The organism is Sorangium sp. So ce1036, from assembly GCF_051369805.1.
Lineage (GTDB): Bacteria > Myxococcota_A > Polyangia > Polyangiales > Polyangiaceae > Sorangium > Sorangium cellulosum_F.
In genome coordinates, this window is sequence record NZ_JBBMOX010000001.1 from 8,019,683 (window position 1) to 8,037,646 (window position 17,964).

The window sequence follows — 17,964 nt, forward strand, 5'->3', positions numbered from 1 at the left end:
TCAGCCGCCGTAGGGACCCGGGATCAACGGCCCCGGCGCGAGCACCCGAGTCCCCTCCATCAGCCACACCGTCATCGTATCCCCCCGCTGCCAGACCACATCCGCCATGTCGTCGCCGTTGACGTCGCCGGCGGTGCGCGCCCTCCAGCCATCGCCGGGCGGCCCCGGTATCTCCGGCCCCGGCACGCGCACCCGCGTCCCCTCCATCAGCCACACCGCCATCAGGTTCTGCTCAGGGTGGTTCCAGAGCACATCCTCGATGCCATCGGCGTCGAAATCATCCGTCCAGGTGAACACCCAGCCATCGCCGAGCGGCCCCGGGATCTCCGGCCCCGGCGCGAGCAGCCGGGTCCCCTCCATCAGCCATATCGCCATCTGCGCCGACTCGGCGTGAGCCCAGACCATATCCGCCAGCCCGTCGACGTTGAGTTCCCCGGCCGACACGACATCCCAGCCGTCGCCAGGCGGCCCCGGGATCACCGGCCCCGGCGCGAGCAGCCGGGTCCCCTCCATCAGCCATATCGCCATCGCGCCCTGTCCCGCATGGCCCCAGAGCACGTCCGCCATGTTATCGCCGTTGAAGTCGGACGGGATGGTGTGCCAGCCGCCGCCGCCCGGCCCCGGGATCACCGGCCCCAGCGCGAGCGGCTGGACGCCCTCCACCAGCTCGACAGCGACGAGGCCCTGCTCGACGTGATTCCAGAGCACATCCGCCAGGCCATCGCCGTCGAAATCGGCCGTGGTGGCAGCCCAGCCGCCGCCGAGCGGGCACGGAATGGTCGGCCCCGGCGCGAGCAGCCGATTTCCCTCCATCAGCCATGTGGCGGCGAGGCCCCGTTCGGGGTCGCGCCAGAACACATCTCCCAGGCCGTCAGCGTTGACGTCGAGCACCTGGACGGCCTCCCACCCGTACTCGCTCGCCCGCTGCGCCGCGACGCCCAGAGGCGGGCCCGGGGCGCCGACGGCCTCTCCCTCGGGCCACGGATCGAGGCCCTGCGCACAGCCGAGGAGGGTGAGGATCGCAGCGACCGCACACACGGCATTCACGACAGCAGCACGCTCTCTCACACGGGCCCCGCTCGCGCCTCGTGTGCGGTCATGGATGACGGATCGGGCAGCTCCGCTCCGGCCCCATGAGCGCGCCGAGCACGCGCCTGGAAGGGACGGCAAACGCCGATCCATCGACATCATCCTTCGCGCCGGACCTCGGCGCGACGCCCACATGCAGGCTTGTTCGGCCGTTCCCCGCTTCTTGCATGCCCGATCGCCGCATAGGCCTTCCATGCTCATCGAGCAGATCGCCCGCGAGGACTCCGGACGCCCACCTCGTTTCACGAGGTGGCCCCCCGGTCCCTGATCGCGGCCTCCAGGGGAAGAGGCCGCTCAGGACACCGGGAGGCCCAGAACGACGATCCGTCCGCCCGCGCCCTCGACACCAGGAAGGCTCGAACTCACTGCGGCGCTGACTGCAACCCAGGGAGCGTAGATGTTTGCACTTGACGTAAGGCTCGCGCTATGTGTGGCGATGGCGCTCGTTCCGCCCCTCGCCTGTGTGGACCCGCGGGATACGCCGGGAAGCACGGACGGCGGCGACGGACACCCAACGACCGGCGAGGCCCGCAGATCCCTCTGTTACGGTCATGAGATCGTGAACGTGACCTTTCTCCCGGAGACCTACCACTGGGAGGATCCCGCCCACCTCCTCAGCGTGTCGGAGGGGTTCGGCCCGCGGACGCTCGAAGTCACGGTGGCAGCGAGCGTCCAGCCCACCGTGACCCTCACGGGGACCGTCACGGGCACCTTCGGGCCCACGGGCGCGCAGCCCTCGATGGGCACGGCGGGCATGCCGATCATCCCGGGCCTGCCTCCTCTGAGCGGCATCCCCGGTTTTCCCGGTCCACCGTTCACCCCCGGCGCGCCGGGCACACCTGGCGCGCCGGGAACGCTGAGCACCACGGGGAGCCGCTCCCCCGCAGACTGCCAGCCATCGTCGAGCATGCCAGCAGACTGCATGCCCTCGAGCGGCCAGCCTCCGTGGGGCATGCCGGGCAACGGCATGCCCTCGAACGGCCAGCCTCCGTGGGGCGTGCCGGGCGACGGCATGCCCTCGAGCGGCCAGCCTCCATGGGGCGTGCCGGGCAACGGCATGCCCTCGAGCGGGGAGCCCTCGTGGAGCCTGCCGGGCAACTGCACGCTGACAAGCGCAGATCTCTCCGGGGCGCTCGGATTCAGCGTGAGCGAGACCATCACGCTTCAGGCCAGCTCGGTGTACTTCGTCCCCGTGGCTGCGTACGCGCGCGTCTCGGCCTACCCCGTCTTCCAGAAGATCACCTGGGACATCGTCAGCACCAGCGGCTTTGGCTGGGAAACCGGCGCGCCAATGAGCGTCGTCGTGGGCTCCGGTGTCGTGCTCAAGCCGATCGGGATCTATTTTTCGACATACCGCATCTACGACCAAGCCTCGATGGGAGGAGGGGTGATCAGCCCCGGCCCCGTCCTGGCCCCCGTTGACGACGAAGGGAATGGGGGTGGCGGCCTTGGCGCAGGGGGAGCGGACGACACCACCGGCGGCGCGGGCGGCGCGGGCGGCGCGGGCGGCGCGGGCGGCGCGGGCGGCGCAGGCGGCGCAGGCGGCGCAGGCGGCGCAGGCGGCGCGGGCGGCACCGGCGGCGCAGGCGGCGCAGGCGGCACCGGCGGCGGCATCGCCGGAACGGGCGGCGGCGTCGCCGGAACGGGCGGCGCAGGCGGCGCGGGCGGGGGATGACGCCGGCGACCCCGCCGCCTACCGCGTTGCCGCCCGCGCGATCTCGTCGGCGGCGCGCGCCCGCTCCTCCGCCGCCCGCGCGAGCGGCCCCGAAAGGAGCGCCTGCGCCTCGCGGAAACGCGCGGCCACGTCGGACCAGTAGCCCGCGTCCGCGCCCTGAGGGGCGGCGATCTGCTTGATCAAGGCCGCGTCGTACGCCGCGATGCCCGCATACGGCGAGGCCGGCTTCGCGCGCGCCACCCAGTCGAGCGCCGCGAGCTCGCCCAGGCCGAGCCCCGCGAGCGGCGCCCGGCGCATCATGAGCGCCGCGTCCTCGGGGCCGTTGCGCAGGCCGAGGGCGAGCGCCAGCAGCATCGTCGCCTCGGCGGGGCGCGCGGCGCCCTCGGGCCACGCCGTGAGCAGCGCGGTCGCCTGGTCGAAATCGACGGCGCGCCAGTACAGCCGGCCGAGCTCGAGCCGCGCCCGCGCGTAGAGCAGCCGCGCCTCGGGCGAGAGCTCGGCCGCGCGCAGCGCCGCGCGGTGCGGCAGCGGGACGCCCCGCTCGAGGAACATGCGCAGCGTGCCCGGCCGCGCCGCCGCCTCGGGCGGGAGCAGGCGGCCGGCGTAGTACGTCGGCAGCGCGCCCGCGAGCCGCTCCTCGAGCGACGACGGCGCGGCCGGCGGGAGCTCGGGCAGCGCGAGCGCGTCGAGCGCGTCGACGCGCCGGCCGCCGTAGAGGCGCGAGAGCATCGCGCGCGCGCCCTCGACGCGGGCGTCGCGGAGCACGCCGACCGACGACAGCTCGCGCAGCCCCACGAGCGCCGCGTCGCGGCCACGCTGCTTCCACGGCTCGAGGAGCTGATCGAGCTCGCCGTAGTAGACGTTGCCGAGCTCCGCGTCCTTCCGCATCGCGTCCGGCAGCGGCGCCGAGCGGACGGCCTCGACGAGCCGCATGTCCGCCCGCCCGGCCTCCACGGCGACGATGCCCTTCGCGTAGAACGGCAGCGCGACCCCGAGCCGCCCGAGATCCTCGATGGCCCGGGCCTGCTCGGTCACCCACGCGAAGAGCGGACCCTTCGTGAACGCGACGACGCGCTGGACGTCGTAGGGCGGCCGCAAGGTGGGCGGCTCGATCGCGGTGCGCGCGAGCCGGGCGGCGAGCGTCTGGCCGAGCAGCACCTGGTAGAGATCGCCGCGCAGCCCGGCGGGCGGCGCCTCGAGGAGCGGCGCGGTGAGGGCGTCGCCGCAGGCCGCGGGCGCGAGCTCGACCCGGAGCGCGCGCGCGAGGCCGGCCTCGAGGCCCGCGCACGCCTCGAGCCCCGCGAGCCGCGCGTCGCGCCGCGCCGGGTCGCCCTCGGCGAGCGCGGCGTCGAGCGCGGCGAGGGCGCCCTGGGCGTCGCCGCAGGCCGGCGCGGGCGCGGCGGCGCGCCGCGCGAAGGCGTCGCAGGCCGCCGGCGGGGCGGGCACGCCGATCGGCGAAGGGGGGACCAGGGCGGACTTCGGATCGAACGGCGCCGGCTTCAGCATCGGCAGCCACTCGTCCTTGAGGGGGCCGTGGACGGCGAAGGCCTGCTCCTCGGGGAGCGGCGGCGGCGGGGGCGCGGGCGCCGCGCGGCCGTCGCCCGGCGGACCTGGGGCGCGCGTCGCGGGCGGAGGAGCAGCGGCGCAGGCGGCGAGGGAGAGCCCCATCGCGGCGGTGGACATCGAACGGAGGATCGAGCGCATCACGTCTCCTCGGACACGGGCGGTCCGCAAAGGTTTCGGCGGGCGGAGGATAACAAACCCAAATCGGGACCAGCGCCGCTCCGGAATTTATAGGTATGAAACATCCCATGAGCGCACCGCCCCGTTCCCCCACCCCCACGACCGCCGACCAGATCCGGCCGGGCGATCCCTACGAGCTGTCCGAGGGACGCGTGGTCGAGTGCCTGCCGACCGGCCGGCGCGGCGGTCGGGGCAACCTGGTGGGCGGCGAGGTGCTGGACACGGATCCCGCGGTGGAGGCCGCGGGCGTGGACGTCGGCGTCTCGCCGCGGCCGGAGATGCTGCGGGCGCCGGACATCTCGGTGGGCGACATCCCCGACGAGCCCGGGTGGGCCACGGCGGCGCCGCCGCTCGCGGTCGAGTATGCGGACACGGGCCAGGACGAGGCGGAGCTCCAGCGCAAGATCGAGGAGCTCCTGGCCGCGGGCACGCGCTTCCTGTGGGTGGTGCGGCTGCACGGCGCGCGGCGGGTCGAGGTCTACGAGGCGCCGCCCGCGCCGCGGCGGAGGGCGCCGGCGCGGGCGGCGGGGGTCGCCTCGCCCGCGCGGCGGCCGCCGCGTCCCTCGCGCGTGGCCTATCCGGGCGAGGAGCTCGTGGCGCCGGGCGTCCTCCAGAACCCGGTCCCCGTCGAGGCGCTCTACGACCGCAAGGCCGCGCACGAGGCGGCCCTGCGCAACCTGCTCCAGCGCAAGGGGTACGCCGGCCTCGACGCGGTGAAGGAGGAGGGGCGCCGGCAGGAGCGCGTCGCCGCGCTGCGGGCCTGGGTGCGGGACGTGTGCGAGCTGCTCGGCATCGCGCTCTCGCCGGAGCGCGCCGCGGCGCTCGACGCCATGGAGGAAGCGGAGCTCGGCGCCCTGCGCGACCACCTGAAGCGCGACCGGCGCTGGCCGTGACCCGGGCGCCGGCTCAGGCGCGCTGACGAGGCGCTGCGCCGGGGTCGGACGGTTCGGCCGGAGGGAGCCCCAGGAGGGCCGACGGGTTGTCCCAGAGAATGGCGCGCAGCGCCGCGTCGCCGAGCGTTTCCCGCAGGGAGAACAGCGCATCAACGACGTCGAGGTCGTGGTCCAGATGAGGGAAGTCCGTCCCGAAGACGAGCCGCTGGGGGCCGATCTCCGCCGCCACGCGATCGAGCATCGCCTCGCCGGGCTCGAGCGCAATCCAGCACTGCCGCTGGAAGTACTCCGACGGCCGCCTCCGCACCCGGACGCGCACCTCCCGGGCCAGCCGCGCGTACTCGACCTCGTCCAGCCGCCACAGCCAGTACGGCAGCCAGCCGCATCCGGCCTCCAGGAAGCCCACGCGCAGCGCAGGGTGGGACTCGAGCACGCCCCCCTCGATGAGCGAGAGCAGCGCCATCATGGCCTCCATGGGGTGCGAGCAGGCGTGCTGCCCGAAGTAGCTCTCGAAGCGGTCCGCCCCCGCGGCGGACACGCGGGTGTGCGATCCCTCGTGGAACAACACCGGAACCGAGTGGCGCGCGCACGCCTGCCAGAACGGCCCGTAGACCTGCGAGCTCAGCGTCGTGCCCAGGACCGGGTTGGGCCGGAGGACGACCACGCCGAAGCCCTGACCGAGCGCCCACTCGAGGTCGGCGACCATCGACGCCGGATCATGGCGCGAGAGGAGCGCCGCGCCCCTCAGCCGCGCCGGCGCGACCGCGCAGAAATCCCGCAGCCACAGGTTGTAGGCCCGCGCGTAGGCCCGGGAGCGCCCCGCGTCGATCTCGTCGTTGTAGACCAGACACGACGCGAACGTGGGGAGCAGGAGGGCGACGTCGACGCCTGACCGGTCCATCTCGGCGAGGTGCCCCTCCGGGCGCTCCGCGGCGCGGAGGGCGCCGTGGCGCCGCGCCGCGGCGAGCCCGATCTCGATGTGGGCCACCTCGGGGACCTCGCGCATGACGGGCCTGCCCGCCACCGTGAGGAGGGGTGGGACGGGCAAGAGCGCATCTTCGCCGAGCCTGTCCAGCCGCGACGCCAGCGTCTCGCCTTCCGGGACGCATGACGTGAGCCGAGGCGCCAGATCCATCCTGTCCGCCGGCAAGTACTCCGGCCAGAGGCTGATCGGCTCCATGACGTGACGGTCCACGTCCAGAATCCAAAATCCATCTCGCATACCCACGCTCCGCCAACGCTGTCGAGACTAGACGAACAACGGCACCGGGTTGAGCGCGCCCTCGACGAGCGGCGCGCGAACCCACCCGAGCGCGTGAGGCACGCGGTAGAGCCGCCCCGGCGCGAAGCGCGGCCAGAAGTGGCAGAGCCCCGCGACGATGACGTGGGCGACGGAGAGCCCGATATCCGGGCGGGTCTTGTCCACCACGATGACCTCCAGGCCGTCCTCGTCGAGCCGCTGGACGATGGCCTGGATGTCCGCGCGCAGGTCCGCGCCGCCGAGCTGGGGCCGCGCCCCGATGCGGGTGCACGGCGCCCCGGGATCCGGGAACAGGAAGTCACGCGAGGGCAGCCGCGCGTGGTCCCAGGGCGCCCGGTGCGCGCCCGCGGGATCGAAGAGCTGGTTGAGCTCCGTGAGCGCCCGCTGCACGGCGAGGCGCGCCTCGAGGTGGCAGCCGAACCCGATCGCGAAGCGATCGGCCTCCGCGTCCCGGGCGAGCGCGGCGCACACCGGGATCCCGAGGTCGTGCGTCAAATCGAGCGCCCACAGCGCCCAGCCGAGCTGCGCGTACTCGTCGCGCAGGGCGGCGAAATAGGGCTCGCCGGCGCTCTCCAGATCCCAGGCCGGGCGACGCGCCTGGCTGTACCACCAGATGCCGACGGCGTCGCGCTCGACGCGCTCGAGCAGCCCTTGCAAGATGGCCTCTTCCAGGCAGCTCCCTGCGGCCACGCCGTTGCCGTCGGTCGGGCAGGTGGCGACGCCGCTCTCCGGCGGCGCCTCCGCGTAGCAATAGGCCAGCGGAACGTAGCGCCGCGCGTTCTGGCTCAGGGACCAGCCTGGTGTCCAGTCGATGACGGCGGCCGGATCGAAGGGCACGGGCACCCACCGGCTCCGATCGCGGGTGCTCGCGTTGTGCCGCTCGCGCTCCCGGTACTGGGCGTCGCTGTAGCCCAGCAGCGCGTCCGGGGGCACCGCGGCGGGCCCGAGCTCCGCCGCGCTCGCCCGCACGCGCGCCTCGTCCCCCTGGTAGACGCCGCTGTAACGCTCCAGCGCCTCGCAGAGCGCGCTCACCCGGGCCTGCTCCGCGGTGCGCCCCTTGCCCGCGCAGGGCTTGTCGAACGCGTTGCTCCGGGGCACGCCGTGGCGCGGGCAGACGAGGTACCCCGAGGCGTACACCGCCCGGAGATCGGAGCTGCGCCCCGGCACGGGGACGACGTGGGTCACCGCGCCCGTGATGGGGCTGATGAGGTGCCGGTAGCGCGCATAGGTCCGCCGCGGCGCCTCGCGGCGGTATCCCCCGTCGTCCCGGTAGGCCTTCTCCACCGGCCTGAGGGCGATCGGACGCTCACCGGCGGCGCGCATCCATCCGGGATCGCCGCACGTCGGACACTGCGGGCGCTTGACGACGGCGTGCCTCGTGAGCTCCAGCGCCGCGAGATCGAGGGCGAGCACCTCCGCGCTTCGCGGAGGCGCCGCGTCCGCTCCGGCCAGCGCGCGGGCGATCACGAGGGCGGCGATGCCGCACGCGGCCCTGACGCTCGCCTCGACGCCGGCAGCGGGCGGCGACGGAGGGGCGGCGTCGTTCCGGTGCCGGCGCACGAGCTCCTCCACGGGTCGATTGGCGCGGATCCAGTGAGCGACGCAGTCCCAGCAAGGGCCGATGTCCGGCTTCAGCACCGGCCCGATGAGCGGGGCCATGCCGACGAGCTTGACCGGACACCAAGGTGCACGGCGCTGCGACGCCTCGGCGTGGAGCCGCACGAGCTCCGGCGACAGGTAGTCGTCGGTGACGATCACCCGCGCCACGCCCGCCTCGCAGACGGCGACGCCGGCCTGCGCGAGCGCCTCGACGAGCCACGACGCGCCGACCCCTGCGCCGATCGCGTGGACCGAGACGGGCGTGCGCCGGAGCGCCTCGCCGGCTGCCCTCGCGTCGAGCCCCACGCCCGACCAGAACGCCGCGCTCTCCCGCGGCAGATCGGGGGTGGCGGCGATCAGGTATCCGCCGGCGCAGAGCTCCTCCAGGGTATAGAAGACCTCGGGCTCGGAGACCTGCCCGCGCGCCGCGCGGAGGATCTCGTCCACCGTGCGCCGCCCATCCACGAGCGCGAGGACGGCGGCCGCGCGCGGTCCAGAGAGGACGAACCGCGCGCGCTCGCCGAGGAGAAAGGCGTGGCCTCCGTCGAGCACCTCGACGCGAAGATCGGGACGGAGCGCCAGCACCCGGTCGAGCGTCAGAGGAGCCATGAGCGCGAACGCGGCGCAGCGGAGGTCAAGCGGGGCAGCAGGTGAAGGGGTATGCGGGCCCCGTGTTGTTGTAGGCCGCCAGCGCGATGGGCCACACGGTCGCGTCCTTGCCCGGCCGGTCGGGGAGACAGAGGGTGAGGGTGTTCCTGAGATAGTCTTCCAGCGGCAAGCTCTCGCCTTCGCGCGTCGCGCCGCAAGCCCACGCGCCCGCCGAAGCGTCGTCGGTCGGCGGGATCCAGCGGACCCCATCGGGCGCGGGCTCGACCCTGAGGTCGATCCCCCATGGTGAGATGTACCCCAGCCAGCTCTGGAGGGCGCCCGCCGCACGGGTCATGAGATCATGGGTGAAGGACATGTCTCCCGAGGCCTGCTGTCTCCAGGCGAGGGCGATGGCCCGCGCGATGACGCCGCCGAGCTCGAGAAAAGAATGAAAATCCCCGAGTTTCGTGGGGTAGGCCATCAGCGACTGGTGCGTGGACTCTTTCGTGCCGGACTGGGATGGATCGGCGATCGGCCCGAACGGCGTGGGGAATAGCTGGTAGAACTCGGCCAGCGCCTGCGCCCAGTATCTCTGGTCGACGCCATGCAGCACCTTTGCTTTGTCGAGCGGCAGGCGGAGGGTGAGGGACTCATGCTTGCTCACAGGGCTGAACCAGCCCCCTGTGTCCCCGGGGTTCCACTGGACGCCGCCGTTCCTGACGAACTGGACGCAGAGGTTGGGCCAGCAATCGGCCGAGAACCCGCACTCCGACAGGCACTGGTCGATCTTGCTTTGAATACCCGAGGTCAGGTCCTTCGCGAAGTCGCTCGTCTCTCCTTCGCGCCACACGCGGGCGATCGCCCGCAGGTACGCGGTCCGAAATTCGATCAAGCCATGGTCGATCATACGCAATCTCCCTTCAACCCTCGCTGGACTTCGCTGTCTCCGCCGGCGGCGAGCGGATCGATCTCGCCAGGGGGGAGCTGCGCCCGGAGGCCCGGACAGGACTCGAGGAGCTCGGCGAGCCGCGCGCGATTCGACGGGTCGCGGCCCGAGCGCCGCAGGAGCTCGACCGTGGCGAGCGCCTCCACCAGGTGCATGGCCTGCCGCCTCGCGAGCTCGGCCGCGCGCCGGAGCGCGGCGAGCGCCCCCTCGTCGCTGGCCTCGCGCCGTAGCCGGTACATGGCCAGCAGCCGGTAGAGCTCCGGCTCGTAGAAATGCTCGTCGATCGCCCGACACAGCGAGAGGCAGCGCTCGACGCAGGCGATGGCCGCGTCCAGCCGGCCGCTCGCCGCGTCGATCGCGGCGGGCAGGGAGCCCCAGTAGGAGAGACCGACCCTGCACCCGAGCCGCTCCAGCTGCTCCACGATCCCCCTGGCGAGCGAGGCATCTCCCTTCGCCCACGCGTGCAGGAACGCCGCGTACCCCTCGAAGGCGGGCAATCCGTGCTTCTTGGCCAGCGACAGGATCTCGCCGCTCATCCCCTCCACCGCGCCCCTGTCTCCGTGGAACTGGTAGATCTGGCACCCGTAGAGCAAGCCGATGGCCACCGAGGGGACGTGGCGCACCTCCCTGGCCCACGCGATGCCGTCCTGTGCGAGCTGGAAGGCGGCCGAGGAGTCGCCGGCGTACCAGCGGAGGTGGGCCAGGAGCGTCTTGGCGAGGACCTGGGTATCCAGCCCGAACTTGAGCCCATGATCCTGGTGCTGGGCAGGGTCGTACAGCGCGATGGCGCGCTCCAGGGCCTGCCTCGCCTCCACGTGCTCGCCGTCGCAGTAGCAGGTGATGCCTCGAAGCGCCATCGCGGCCGCGCGGAGCCCGGCGTCGCTGGACCGCTCCGCGGCGCTCACCAGCTCCTCGGCGACGTCGCGGGCCGCCCGGCGATTGCTCGCCGTGTGATGGTAGGTGAACAGGGACCAGAGCGTCGGGAGCCTGTGCGGGCTGTCCCGCTCGAGCTGCTCCAGCAGCGCGCCGGAGCGGTCGATCGTGGACTTGACCTCCGGGTCGGCCCAGCCCCGCGTGGACATGAGCGCCTGCGTGAGGACGCCGTTCAGCGCGAGCTCCAGCTCGGCGCGTCGCCGATCCGGCGGCGTGGCCCCGAGCCATTCGAGGGCGTTGCGGGCGTGCCCGCTCGCCTCCGCATACGCCGACTGCGTGAGCGCCCTCTGCGCCGCGATCTGCGCGTACGCGATCGCCTCCAGCTTCTGCTCCGCTCCCGCGTGGTGCCGCGCCAGGAGCTCCGGCCGCGCCTCCACGATCCCGGCGAACCGCTCCTCCAGCGTCCGCGCGATGCGCGCGTGCACCTGCCGCCGCGCCGCGCGCGACAGCGACTCGTACGCCGCGTCCTGCACGAGCGCGTGCTTGAAGGTGTAGCCCGACCCCTTCAGCCGCCGCTTCCGGAAGACGAGCCCGGCGCCCAGGAGCCGGCTCAGGTCCTCCCGCACCGCCGCCCCCTCGAGCCGGCTCACGGCCAGCAGCACCTCTTCGCTGAACTCCCGCCCGAGCGCGGCCGCGATCTGGGCGGTCTCCTTCGCCCGCCCCAGCTGATCGAGGCGCGACAGCAAGAGGCCGCGCAGCGTGCCCGGGATCTCGACGTCCGACAGCGGCCTCGACAGATCGTACCGATCCTGACGCTCCAGCAGCACGCCCGCCTCGAGCATCGTCCGCGTCAGCTCCTCCACGAAGAGCGGCACGCCATCGGTGCGGAGCGCGATCTGCTCGACGACGTCGCGAGGCATCGGCTTCTTGCCCAAAAGCTCCGCGATCAGGGCGCCGATCTGCGCGGCCTCCAGCCGGCCCAGGTGGATCTGCTGCATCCCCGTGGTCGGGAACGGGGGCACGAGCTCCGGGCGCGCCGTGACCATGAGGCACACCGCCGCCGAGGGGACCTCGCGCACGAGCTGGCCGAGCAGCGCGAGGCTCGTCGGATCGGCCCAGTGCAGATCCTCGATCAGGAGCAGGACCGGCGCCTCCTCGGCCATCCCGAAGAGCAGCGAGAGGATCGCGTTGAGGGTCAGCTCCTTCTGCCGCTGCGGCCCCGCCTGGAGCGGCGCGTACGGCGGCTCGATCGGCAGGCCGAAGAGCGGCGCGAACAGCGGCACGGCCTCGGCGGGGGCGAGCCCGCGCCGGGCGAGCTGCGCCTCGAGCCGCGCGCTCTTCCCGCGCGACGAGCTCTCTTGATCCAGCTCGAGCGCGCGCCCGAGCGCATCGATCACGGGGTAGAGCGCGTTGTTCCGCGTATCGGGCGAACAGCGCCCCTCCAGGTAGACGTGCGCGTCGCCGACCAGCCTGCCCCGGAGCTCGCGCGCGAGCCGGCTCTTGCCGATGCCAGGCTCGCCCGTGATCAAGGCGCACTGCCCGGCGCCCCGGCGCGCGCGCTGCCAGCGGTCGAGGAGGAGCTCCATCTCCTGGGATCGACCGATGAGGGGCCCCATCGTCCCGTCCGGCGTCGGGGGGGGCCTACGATCGGCGCGCGCTCTCTGCAGCCGGAACGCTCCCAGGGCGCCATCTCGCCCCTCGGCGCAGCGCGCGCCGTCGTCCTCGAGCTCGAAGCGCGCGCGCAGGAGGCGCTGCGCCTCGGCCGAGACCACGATCGCCGAAGGCGGCGCCTCGCGAGCGACCCACGCGGCCAGCCGCGGCGTCGCCCCGAGGGCGAGCCCCGCCGCCGCCCCCTCGCGCAGGCCGCTCGCCTGCACGAGCCCGCTGTGCAGGCCGATCCGCACCTCGATCCGCGCGCCGTGCGCGCGGCCGAGGCCCTCGCGCTCGCCCTGGATCGCCTCCACGATGGCGAGCGCGGCGCGCGCGGCCCGCTGCGCGTCATCCTCCTCCGCGCACAGCAGGCCGAAATAGAGCATCACCTCGTGCCCGAAGGCCGCGATCACGTGGCCTCGATGCTTCGCGGCGACGTCCGCGCACGTCGAGGACGCCCGGCGCACGAGCTCGTCGAGGTCCTCGTCGTCCATTGGCCTCCCTGCCTCCAGGACCGGATCGAGGACGCAACAGACGGCGGTGACGTGGCGCCGCTCGCCCGGCGCCTGGACTCTTCCGGGCTCCAGGAGCGCCACGGTGTCGAGAGGAGCACGCGCGCCAGGGCTCATGGCCGCACGACCGGATGGATGCTGCCCCGGCGAGCCCGGATGGAGCTCCTCGAGCGCCTGGAGGACCTCTCGGGCGTCGAGGTCGCGCGCGGCGACGTCCTTGTGCGTCACCCGGCGCAGGAGGGAGCCCAGCGCCGTTCGCTCCATCTCCGCCGGGATCGGGACGGGATCCGGCCCGAGCATGCGATAGAGCACCTCGGCGGCGGACGTGCCGTCATAAACCATCTTCCCCGTCAAGCACTCCAGGAACACGAGGCCCCACGCGAAGAGATCCGTGCGCGTGGTGATGTCGAGCCCGCGAAGCTGCTCGGGCGCCGCGTAGCCGGGCGTGCCCAGCGCCTCGTCCGTGCCCGTCAAGCGCGCCGGCGGGCCGTCGGCGGCCATCCCGCCGAGGATGGCCCCGATGCCGAAATCGAGCACCAGCGCGTTCCTCCGCGCCCCGGAGGAGATCACCATGATGTTGCGGGGCTTCAGATCACGGTGCACCACGCCCTGGGCGTGCGCGCACGCGAGCGCGTCGAGCGCCTGCAGCATCAAATGCGTCGCCTCCCGGGGGGCGAGCGCGCCCTCGCGCGCGATGACGTCCGCGAGCGTCTCTCCTGGGGCGAACGCAAAGACCGAGTAAAGAACTCCCTCGCTCGACCGCCCGGAGTCGATGAGCTGAACGATGTTCGGGTGGTGGAGCTGCGCGCAGACCCTTGCCTCCCGGAGGAACCGCGCGATCCGCTTCTCGGTCCGCGCGCCGCTCTCCTGCTCGAGACGCAGTAGCTTCAGCGCGACGCTCTGCCCCGTCGTACGCTGCCGCGCCTTGTAGACGCTCCCGAACCCCCCCTCACCGAGCAGGGCGAGGATCTCGTACCGCTCTTCGAACGTGGACCCAGGAGAGAGACGTGTATTGTATGAGCTCATACCGGCTCCCCCCGCACATCGCGCGGGTGATGTAAGTATCCATACGGCTCTCGTGTCAAGGCTGATGGAGGACCGGCGCTTGCGCGGCGTGGCCCGACATGTGCCGCATGTTACAGATGACCACCCTGCGACGCGCGCGTCGCCTCAACGCCCTTCGGCCGTTGCGTCGGCCGAATCCAGCACCGTGGCGAGCGCCGGATCGATCTCGCCGCCGATCACGTGCAGGAGCTCACGTACCCGATCGAGCTCCCGCTTCAGCGCCCGGTGGTGGTTGCGGTTCCTGAGGAGCTGTTCTTGCCCGAGCAGCGCGAACGCCGCGTCACGGCCCCGCCGCTGCACCGCGACGGCGAGCACGAGGCCCCGCTGCGCGTCGATCAGATCGAGGGAGAGCGGGCTCGCGCTGCCCTCGCGCCGCTCCGCCTCCTGCACGAACGCCCTCGCCGTGCGGAGGAGCTGCTCGAACAGCGTGCCTGCCTCGGGCGCGCCGTCATAGGCGAGCGCGCGCTCGACGTGCCGCCGCGCGAGCAAGAGCTCGCTGCCCGCGCCGCCTCGATCCGAGAGCGCGATCGCGTAGGCCCGGCGGACCATGTTGTCGAGCTGCCGCAGATTCCCGGGCCATGGCGTGCTCATCAGGAGATCGACGGCCTCGCGCGCGATGCGCACCGCCCCGCCGCCACCGGCCTCCTCGTGCCGCCGGCCGAGCATGTACTCGGCCCACAGAGGCAGCTCGTCGAGCCGGTCGGAGAGCGGCGGCAGCCGCACGGGCAACACGTTGATCCGGTAATAGAGGTCCTCGCGGAGCTTGCCGGCGCGGACCTGCGCCCGGAGATCGGCGTTCGTGCCGACGATGAACCGCACGTCCGCGTGCTTGTCGGAGCCCTCGTCGCCGAGGGGCCTGTAGCGCCGCTCCTCGAGCACCCGCAAGAGGCCCGCCTGGGCCTTCAGCGACAGCTTGTCGATCTCGTCGATGAAGAGCGTGCCCTGCGCGGCGCGCGCGATGGCGCCGGCGGCGTCCCTCATGGCGCCGGTGAACGCGCCGCGCTTCCAGCCGAAGAGCTCGGCCATCTGGAGCTCCTCGGGCACGCTGAGCAGATCGAGCGTCTCGAAGCGCTTGCCCTCGCGCTGCGACTGCTCGTGGCACCAGCGCGCGAGCCTGGACTTCCCCGAGCCGGTCGGGCCGCTGATGAGCACCGTCTCCTCTTGCTGGGCGAAGACGCGCAGGAGCTCGATGAGCCCTGTCGTCGCCCGGCCGACGACCGGCAAGAGGGCATCCGTGCGCGCGGCGCAGCTCGGGCGCGGGGGGAGCGCCCCGAGGTAAGCCACGGCGGCGGTCGCGATGAGCTCGAGCTGCTCCTCGCAGTCGCCCCAGACAAACTCCTGCCCAGCCGCGGCCTTGCAGCTCGCCTCGATCGCGATCATGCCGCTCACGCCCTCGCCGGGCGTACGGAGCGGGACGACGTGGACGTGCGTCGCGTCGCGGCCGAGCATGCGCTCGCGTGTCTCGTGCCCAGGCACGCCGGCCGCGTCGATGGGTTCGCGCCGCTCCACGCGCCCCTCGGGCACCCACGCATGAAGGACGCCGCGTTGCACGTCGATCGAGACCGAGCAGCGATGCTCGCTGACCCATCGCCACACGTTGGCAGAGGTGAGGTAACCCGTGCCCTCGACCTGGGCGCCGGTGCGGTGCTCGACGCCGAAGAGGCGCTGATATCCATCGCTCGGTCGGAGGTGCACCATGGCGCGGAGCAGGCGCGCGCTCGTCGCGAAGGGGCTCTCGGCGAGCGCCGCATGGACGCAGTCGAGCATCGCCTCGAGCGCCGCCGTCGCGGCTCCTTCGAAGTGCGTGGCGGCCATCAGGCGGGTGATCAACGTGGGGAGCACATCGTGTCCGAGCATGTCCCCATCGTACCGTATCATGGCCCTCGCGACGTGCTCGGCGCCCGCTCGTCGCGGGCCTCGGGCGTCGCGGTACAATCACGGCCATGCCCCCCGGATCTGGACGCGAACCTCGGCCCCGAGCCGCCGCCGGCGCCGTGGCGCGCCGCGCGCGACCGAATGCGGTCACGTGATGCGCGCGGCCTCGCTCCCGGTCGCCGGCGGTGGTCGGGATCGACGTCAGCCGATCTTCACGTGGGACTTGTCGGTGAAGTAGTCGTCGGTGTCGGAGTAGACGACCTGGAAGTCCGGGATCACCGTGAATTGCGCGTCGAAGTCCCCCCCGTTCTGCGGGACGTTGGGCTTGACGGCCTTCCACCAGTACTTGTGGACCGCCGACGTCTGGCCGGGCTGCAGGTCGCCCATCTCGAACGGCGGCAGGAAGGTACCAGGCTGCAGGTTGCCTGCGGAGTCGCAGAACTGGGGGGCCCAGATCCCGTCGCCGCCCTGGATCGTGACCGTCACGTTGACGTTCCGGAGCATCGTCTGGCCGTCGTTCGACACCCAGACCTCGGCCTGGATGTAGGAGCCGGAGTTCGTGGTGACCGTCTGCGTCCAGAGCTTGTGGTGGACGGTGAGCAGCGGCGCCTTGTTCCCGGTGGTCGGGTGCTTGTGCTCCTGATAGCTGCCGCTGTAGGCCGCGATTCCGTTGATGTTCGACATGTCTTGACCTCGATTCGACTAGGGGTGACGTCAGGCGATAAGAGAACGGGGCGAGCCAGGTGGCGGTGCCCGCGCGCGTGCCGGCGGCCGACGCGCCGTCGCACGCGAGGCACCTAGAGCAACATCGAGGCCAGCGCGCACGGGCCCGGGCGTGCGGGTATTTCGAAGAGATGGACGCCCACGGATCGGCGCCCGTCGACGCGTCGAGGCGTGGATACGTGATCGAGATGGCGAGCCGGGCTTGCGTCCGGGGGGGACGCGCCGCGTCCTGCCGAGACGCGAGCCTCCGATCGCCGCGAGGCTCAGCGCTCGTCAGCCGGGCCTGCGTCCGGGGACGCGCCGCGTCCTGCCGAGACGCAAGGCCCCGAGCGGTTCGGCACGCCCCGGCGGGTCGAGCGGCGGCCGGAGCGGCGCGGCAGCCGCTCGGCCGCCGCGCTCACGGACTCAATACCACTCGCTGCCGAGCCCCAGCGTGAAGGTGATGGTCGGCCCCTCGGGCAGGAAGACCGGGTGGAGATCGGCGCTGATGGCGAACCCGCTCCGCCGCGGCCCGCTCCCGGAGAGGCCGCCCAGGATCAGGGAGGCCCGCGCATGGGCCCCGAAGTACCAGGCCGAGGTGCTCTCGCAGCCGGCTTCCGGGATCTCCAGGGAGATCCCCGGGATCTCCGTGCCGCAGCTCGCGACGGCCACGTAATCGAGGGACGGCCCCGCGCCCAGATCGATGACGTGAAACACCGTGAAGCTCGCGAGCAGCGAGTTGTAATCGATGAACCCCGCCTCGAACCCCGCGCTGTTCGCGGTGCTCTCGGGGGTGAGCGTGACCATCGGGGTGTTCTGGTAATAGATCCCGAGATGGTGGTTGAACTGGAAGCCCAGCCGGGCCGAGAGCGCGAAGACGGCGCCCGTGCCCGTGGGTGACTCGATGATCCCGCCGCCGAGGGTGCTGCCGAAGCGGAACCGGAAGCCGTCGCCGTCGTCGTCCTCGGGCTCCTCGGGCTGCTCCAGCTCCTCGGACTCCTCGGGCTCCTCGCGCTCCTCGGGCTCCTCGCGCTCGACTGGAGGAGGCGGCGGCACCGGGGCGGCCGCTTCCGGCGGGACCTCGGCCCGGCGCGGCGCAGGGCTCGGCGGCGCGGGCTGGCTCCGCGGCGGGGGCGGCGGCACGGGGGCGCCGGGAGGCGGCGGGGTGAGCGCAGGCGGCGCGGGCGCACGCGGCGGCGTGGCCGGCTGCACGGGCGCAGGCGGCGCAGGCGCACGGGGCGGCGTGGCCGGCTGCACGGGCGCGGGCGCACGGGGCGGCGCCACCGGCGGCAGCGCGGGCGGTAGCACGGGTGCGGGCGGCGCAGGCGTGGGCGCGGGCTGCACCGGCGTGGGCGCGGGCGCCGGCTGCGCCGGCGTGGGTGCGGGCGCCGGCTGCGCCGGCGTGGGCGCTGGCGCGGGCGGCTCCGGCGTGGGCGCTGGCGCGGGCTGCACCGGCGTGGGCGCGGGCTGCGTTGGTGTGGGCGCTGGCGCGG

General features: G+C 73.2%; 11 protein-coding genes. 2 read left to right on the forward strand and 9 right to left on the reverse strand.

Going from position 1 to position 17,964, the window contains the following annotated elements; genetic code table 11:
* On the reverse strand, nt 1-891 hold the full coding sequence (locus tag WMF31_RS30180) for an FG-GAP repeat domain-containing protein (protein WP_436605265.1): 891 nt from the start codon (nt 889-891) through the stop codon (nt 1-3).
* Nucleotides 892-1,648: 757 nt separating this feature from the next.
* Between WMF31_RS30180 and WMF31_RS30185 the strand changes: the two genes are divergently transcribed.
* A complete protein-coding gene (locus tag WMF31_RS30185) occupies nt 1,649-2,764 on the forward strand; it encodes a hypothetical protein (RefSeq protein WP_436605266.1) in 1,116 nt (371 codons plus the stop codon).
* 18 nt (nt 2,765-2,782) lie between these two features.
* Here WMF31_RS30185 and WMF31_RS30190 read toward each other — a convergent pair whose 3' ends face one another.
* Nucleotides 2,783-4,468: a hypothetical protein gene (locus WMF31_RS30190; RefSeq protein ID WP_436605267.1), complete on the reverse strand. Its 1,686-nt coding sequence runs from the start codon at nt 4,466-4,468 to the stop codon at nt 2,783-2,785.
* A 107-nt stretch (nt 4,469-4,575) separates the two neighbouring features.
* Between WMF31_RS30190 and WMF31_RS30195 the strand changes: the two genes are divergently transcribed.
* A complete protein-coding gene (locus WMF31_RS30195) occupies nt 4,576-5,400 on the forward strand; it encodes a hypothetical protein (protein ID WP_436605268.1) in 825 nt (274 codons plus the stop codon).
* Nucleotides 5,401-5,413: 13 nt separating this feature from the next.
* Here the strand turns inward: WMF31_RS30195 and WMF31_RS30200 are convergent, their stop codons facing one another.
* The 7 genes from WMF31_RS30200 to WMF31_RS30230 form a co-directional block, all read right to left on the reverse strand.
* Nucleotides 5,414-6,595: an amidohydrolase family protein gene (locus WMF31_RS30200; RefSeq protein WP_436605269.1), complete on the reverse strand. Its 1,182-nt coding sequence runs from the start codon at nt 6,593-6,595 to the stop codon at nt 5,414-5,416.
* Nucleotides 6,596-6,649: 54 nt separating this feature from the next.
* Nucleotides 6,650-8,869, reverse strand: a complete 2,220-nt coding sequence (locus tag WMF31_RS30205) for a TOMM precursor leader peptide-binding protein (protein ID WP_436605270.1) — start codon at nt 8,867-8,869, stop codon at nt 6,650-6,652.
* Between the two features lie 25 nt (nt 8,870-8,894).
* Entirely contained in the window at nt 8,895-9,740 is an 846-nt protein-coding gene (locus WMF31_RS30210) for a BMA_0021/BMA_0022 family TOMM bacteriocin (RefSeq protein WP_436605271.1), read from the reverse strand.
* 11 nt (nt 9,741-9,751) lie between these two features.
* On the reverse strand, nt 9,752-13,855 hold the full coding sequence (locus tag WMF31_RS30215) for a TOMM system kinase/cyclase fusion protein (RefSeq protein WP_436605272.1): 4,104 nt from the start codon (nt 13,853-13,855) through the stop codon (nt 9,752-9,754).
* A 144-nt stretch (nt 13,856-13,999) separates the two neighbouring features.
* Nucleotides 14,000-15,751 carry a sigma-54-dependent transcriptional regulator gene (locus tag WMF31_RS30220; protein WP_436605273.1) on the reverse strand — a complete coding sequence of 584 codons (1,752 nt, stop codon included), beginning with the start codon at nt 15,749-15,751 and terminating at the stop codon, nt 14,000-14,002.
* 219 nt (nt 15,752-15,970) lie between these two features.
* Nucleotides 15,971-16,453, reverse strand: coding sequence for a hypothetical protein (locus tag WMF31_RS30225; protein WP_436605274.1), 483 nt, complete (start codon nt 16,451-16,453; stop codon nt 15,971-15,973).
* A gap of 444 nt (nt 16,454-16,897) precedes the next feature.
* Nucleotides 16,898-17,779: a hypothetical protein gene (locus WMF31_RS30230; RefSeq protein WP_436605275.1), complete on the reverse strand. Its 882-nt coding sequence runs from the start codon at nt 17,777-17,779 to the stop codon at nt 16,898-16,900.
* Nucleotides 17,780-17,964: the final 185 nt, after the last annotated feature.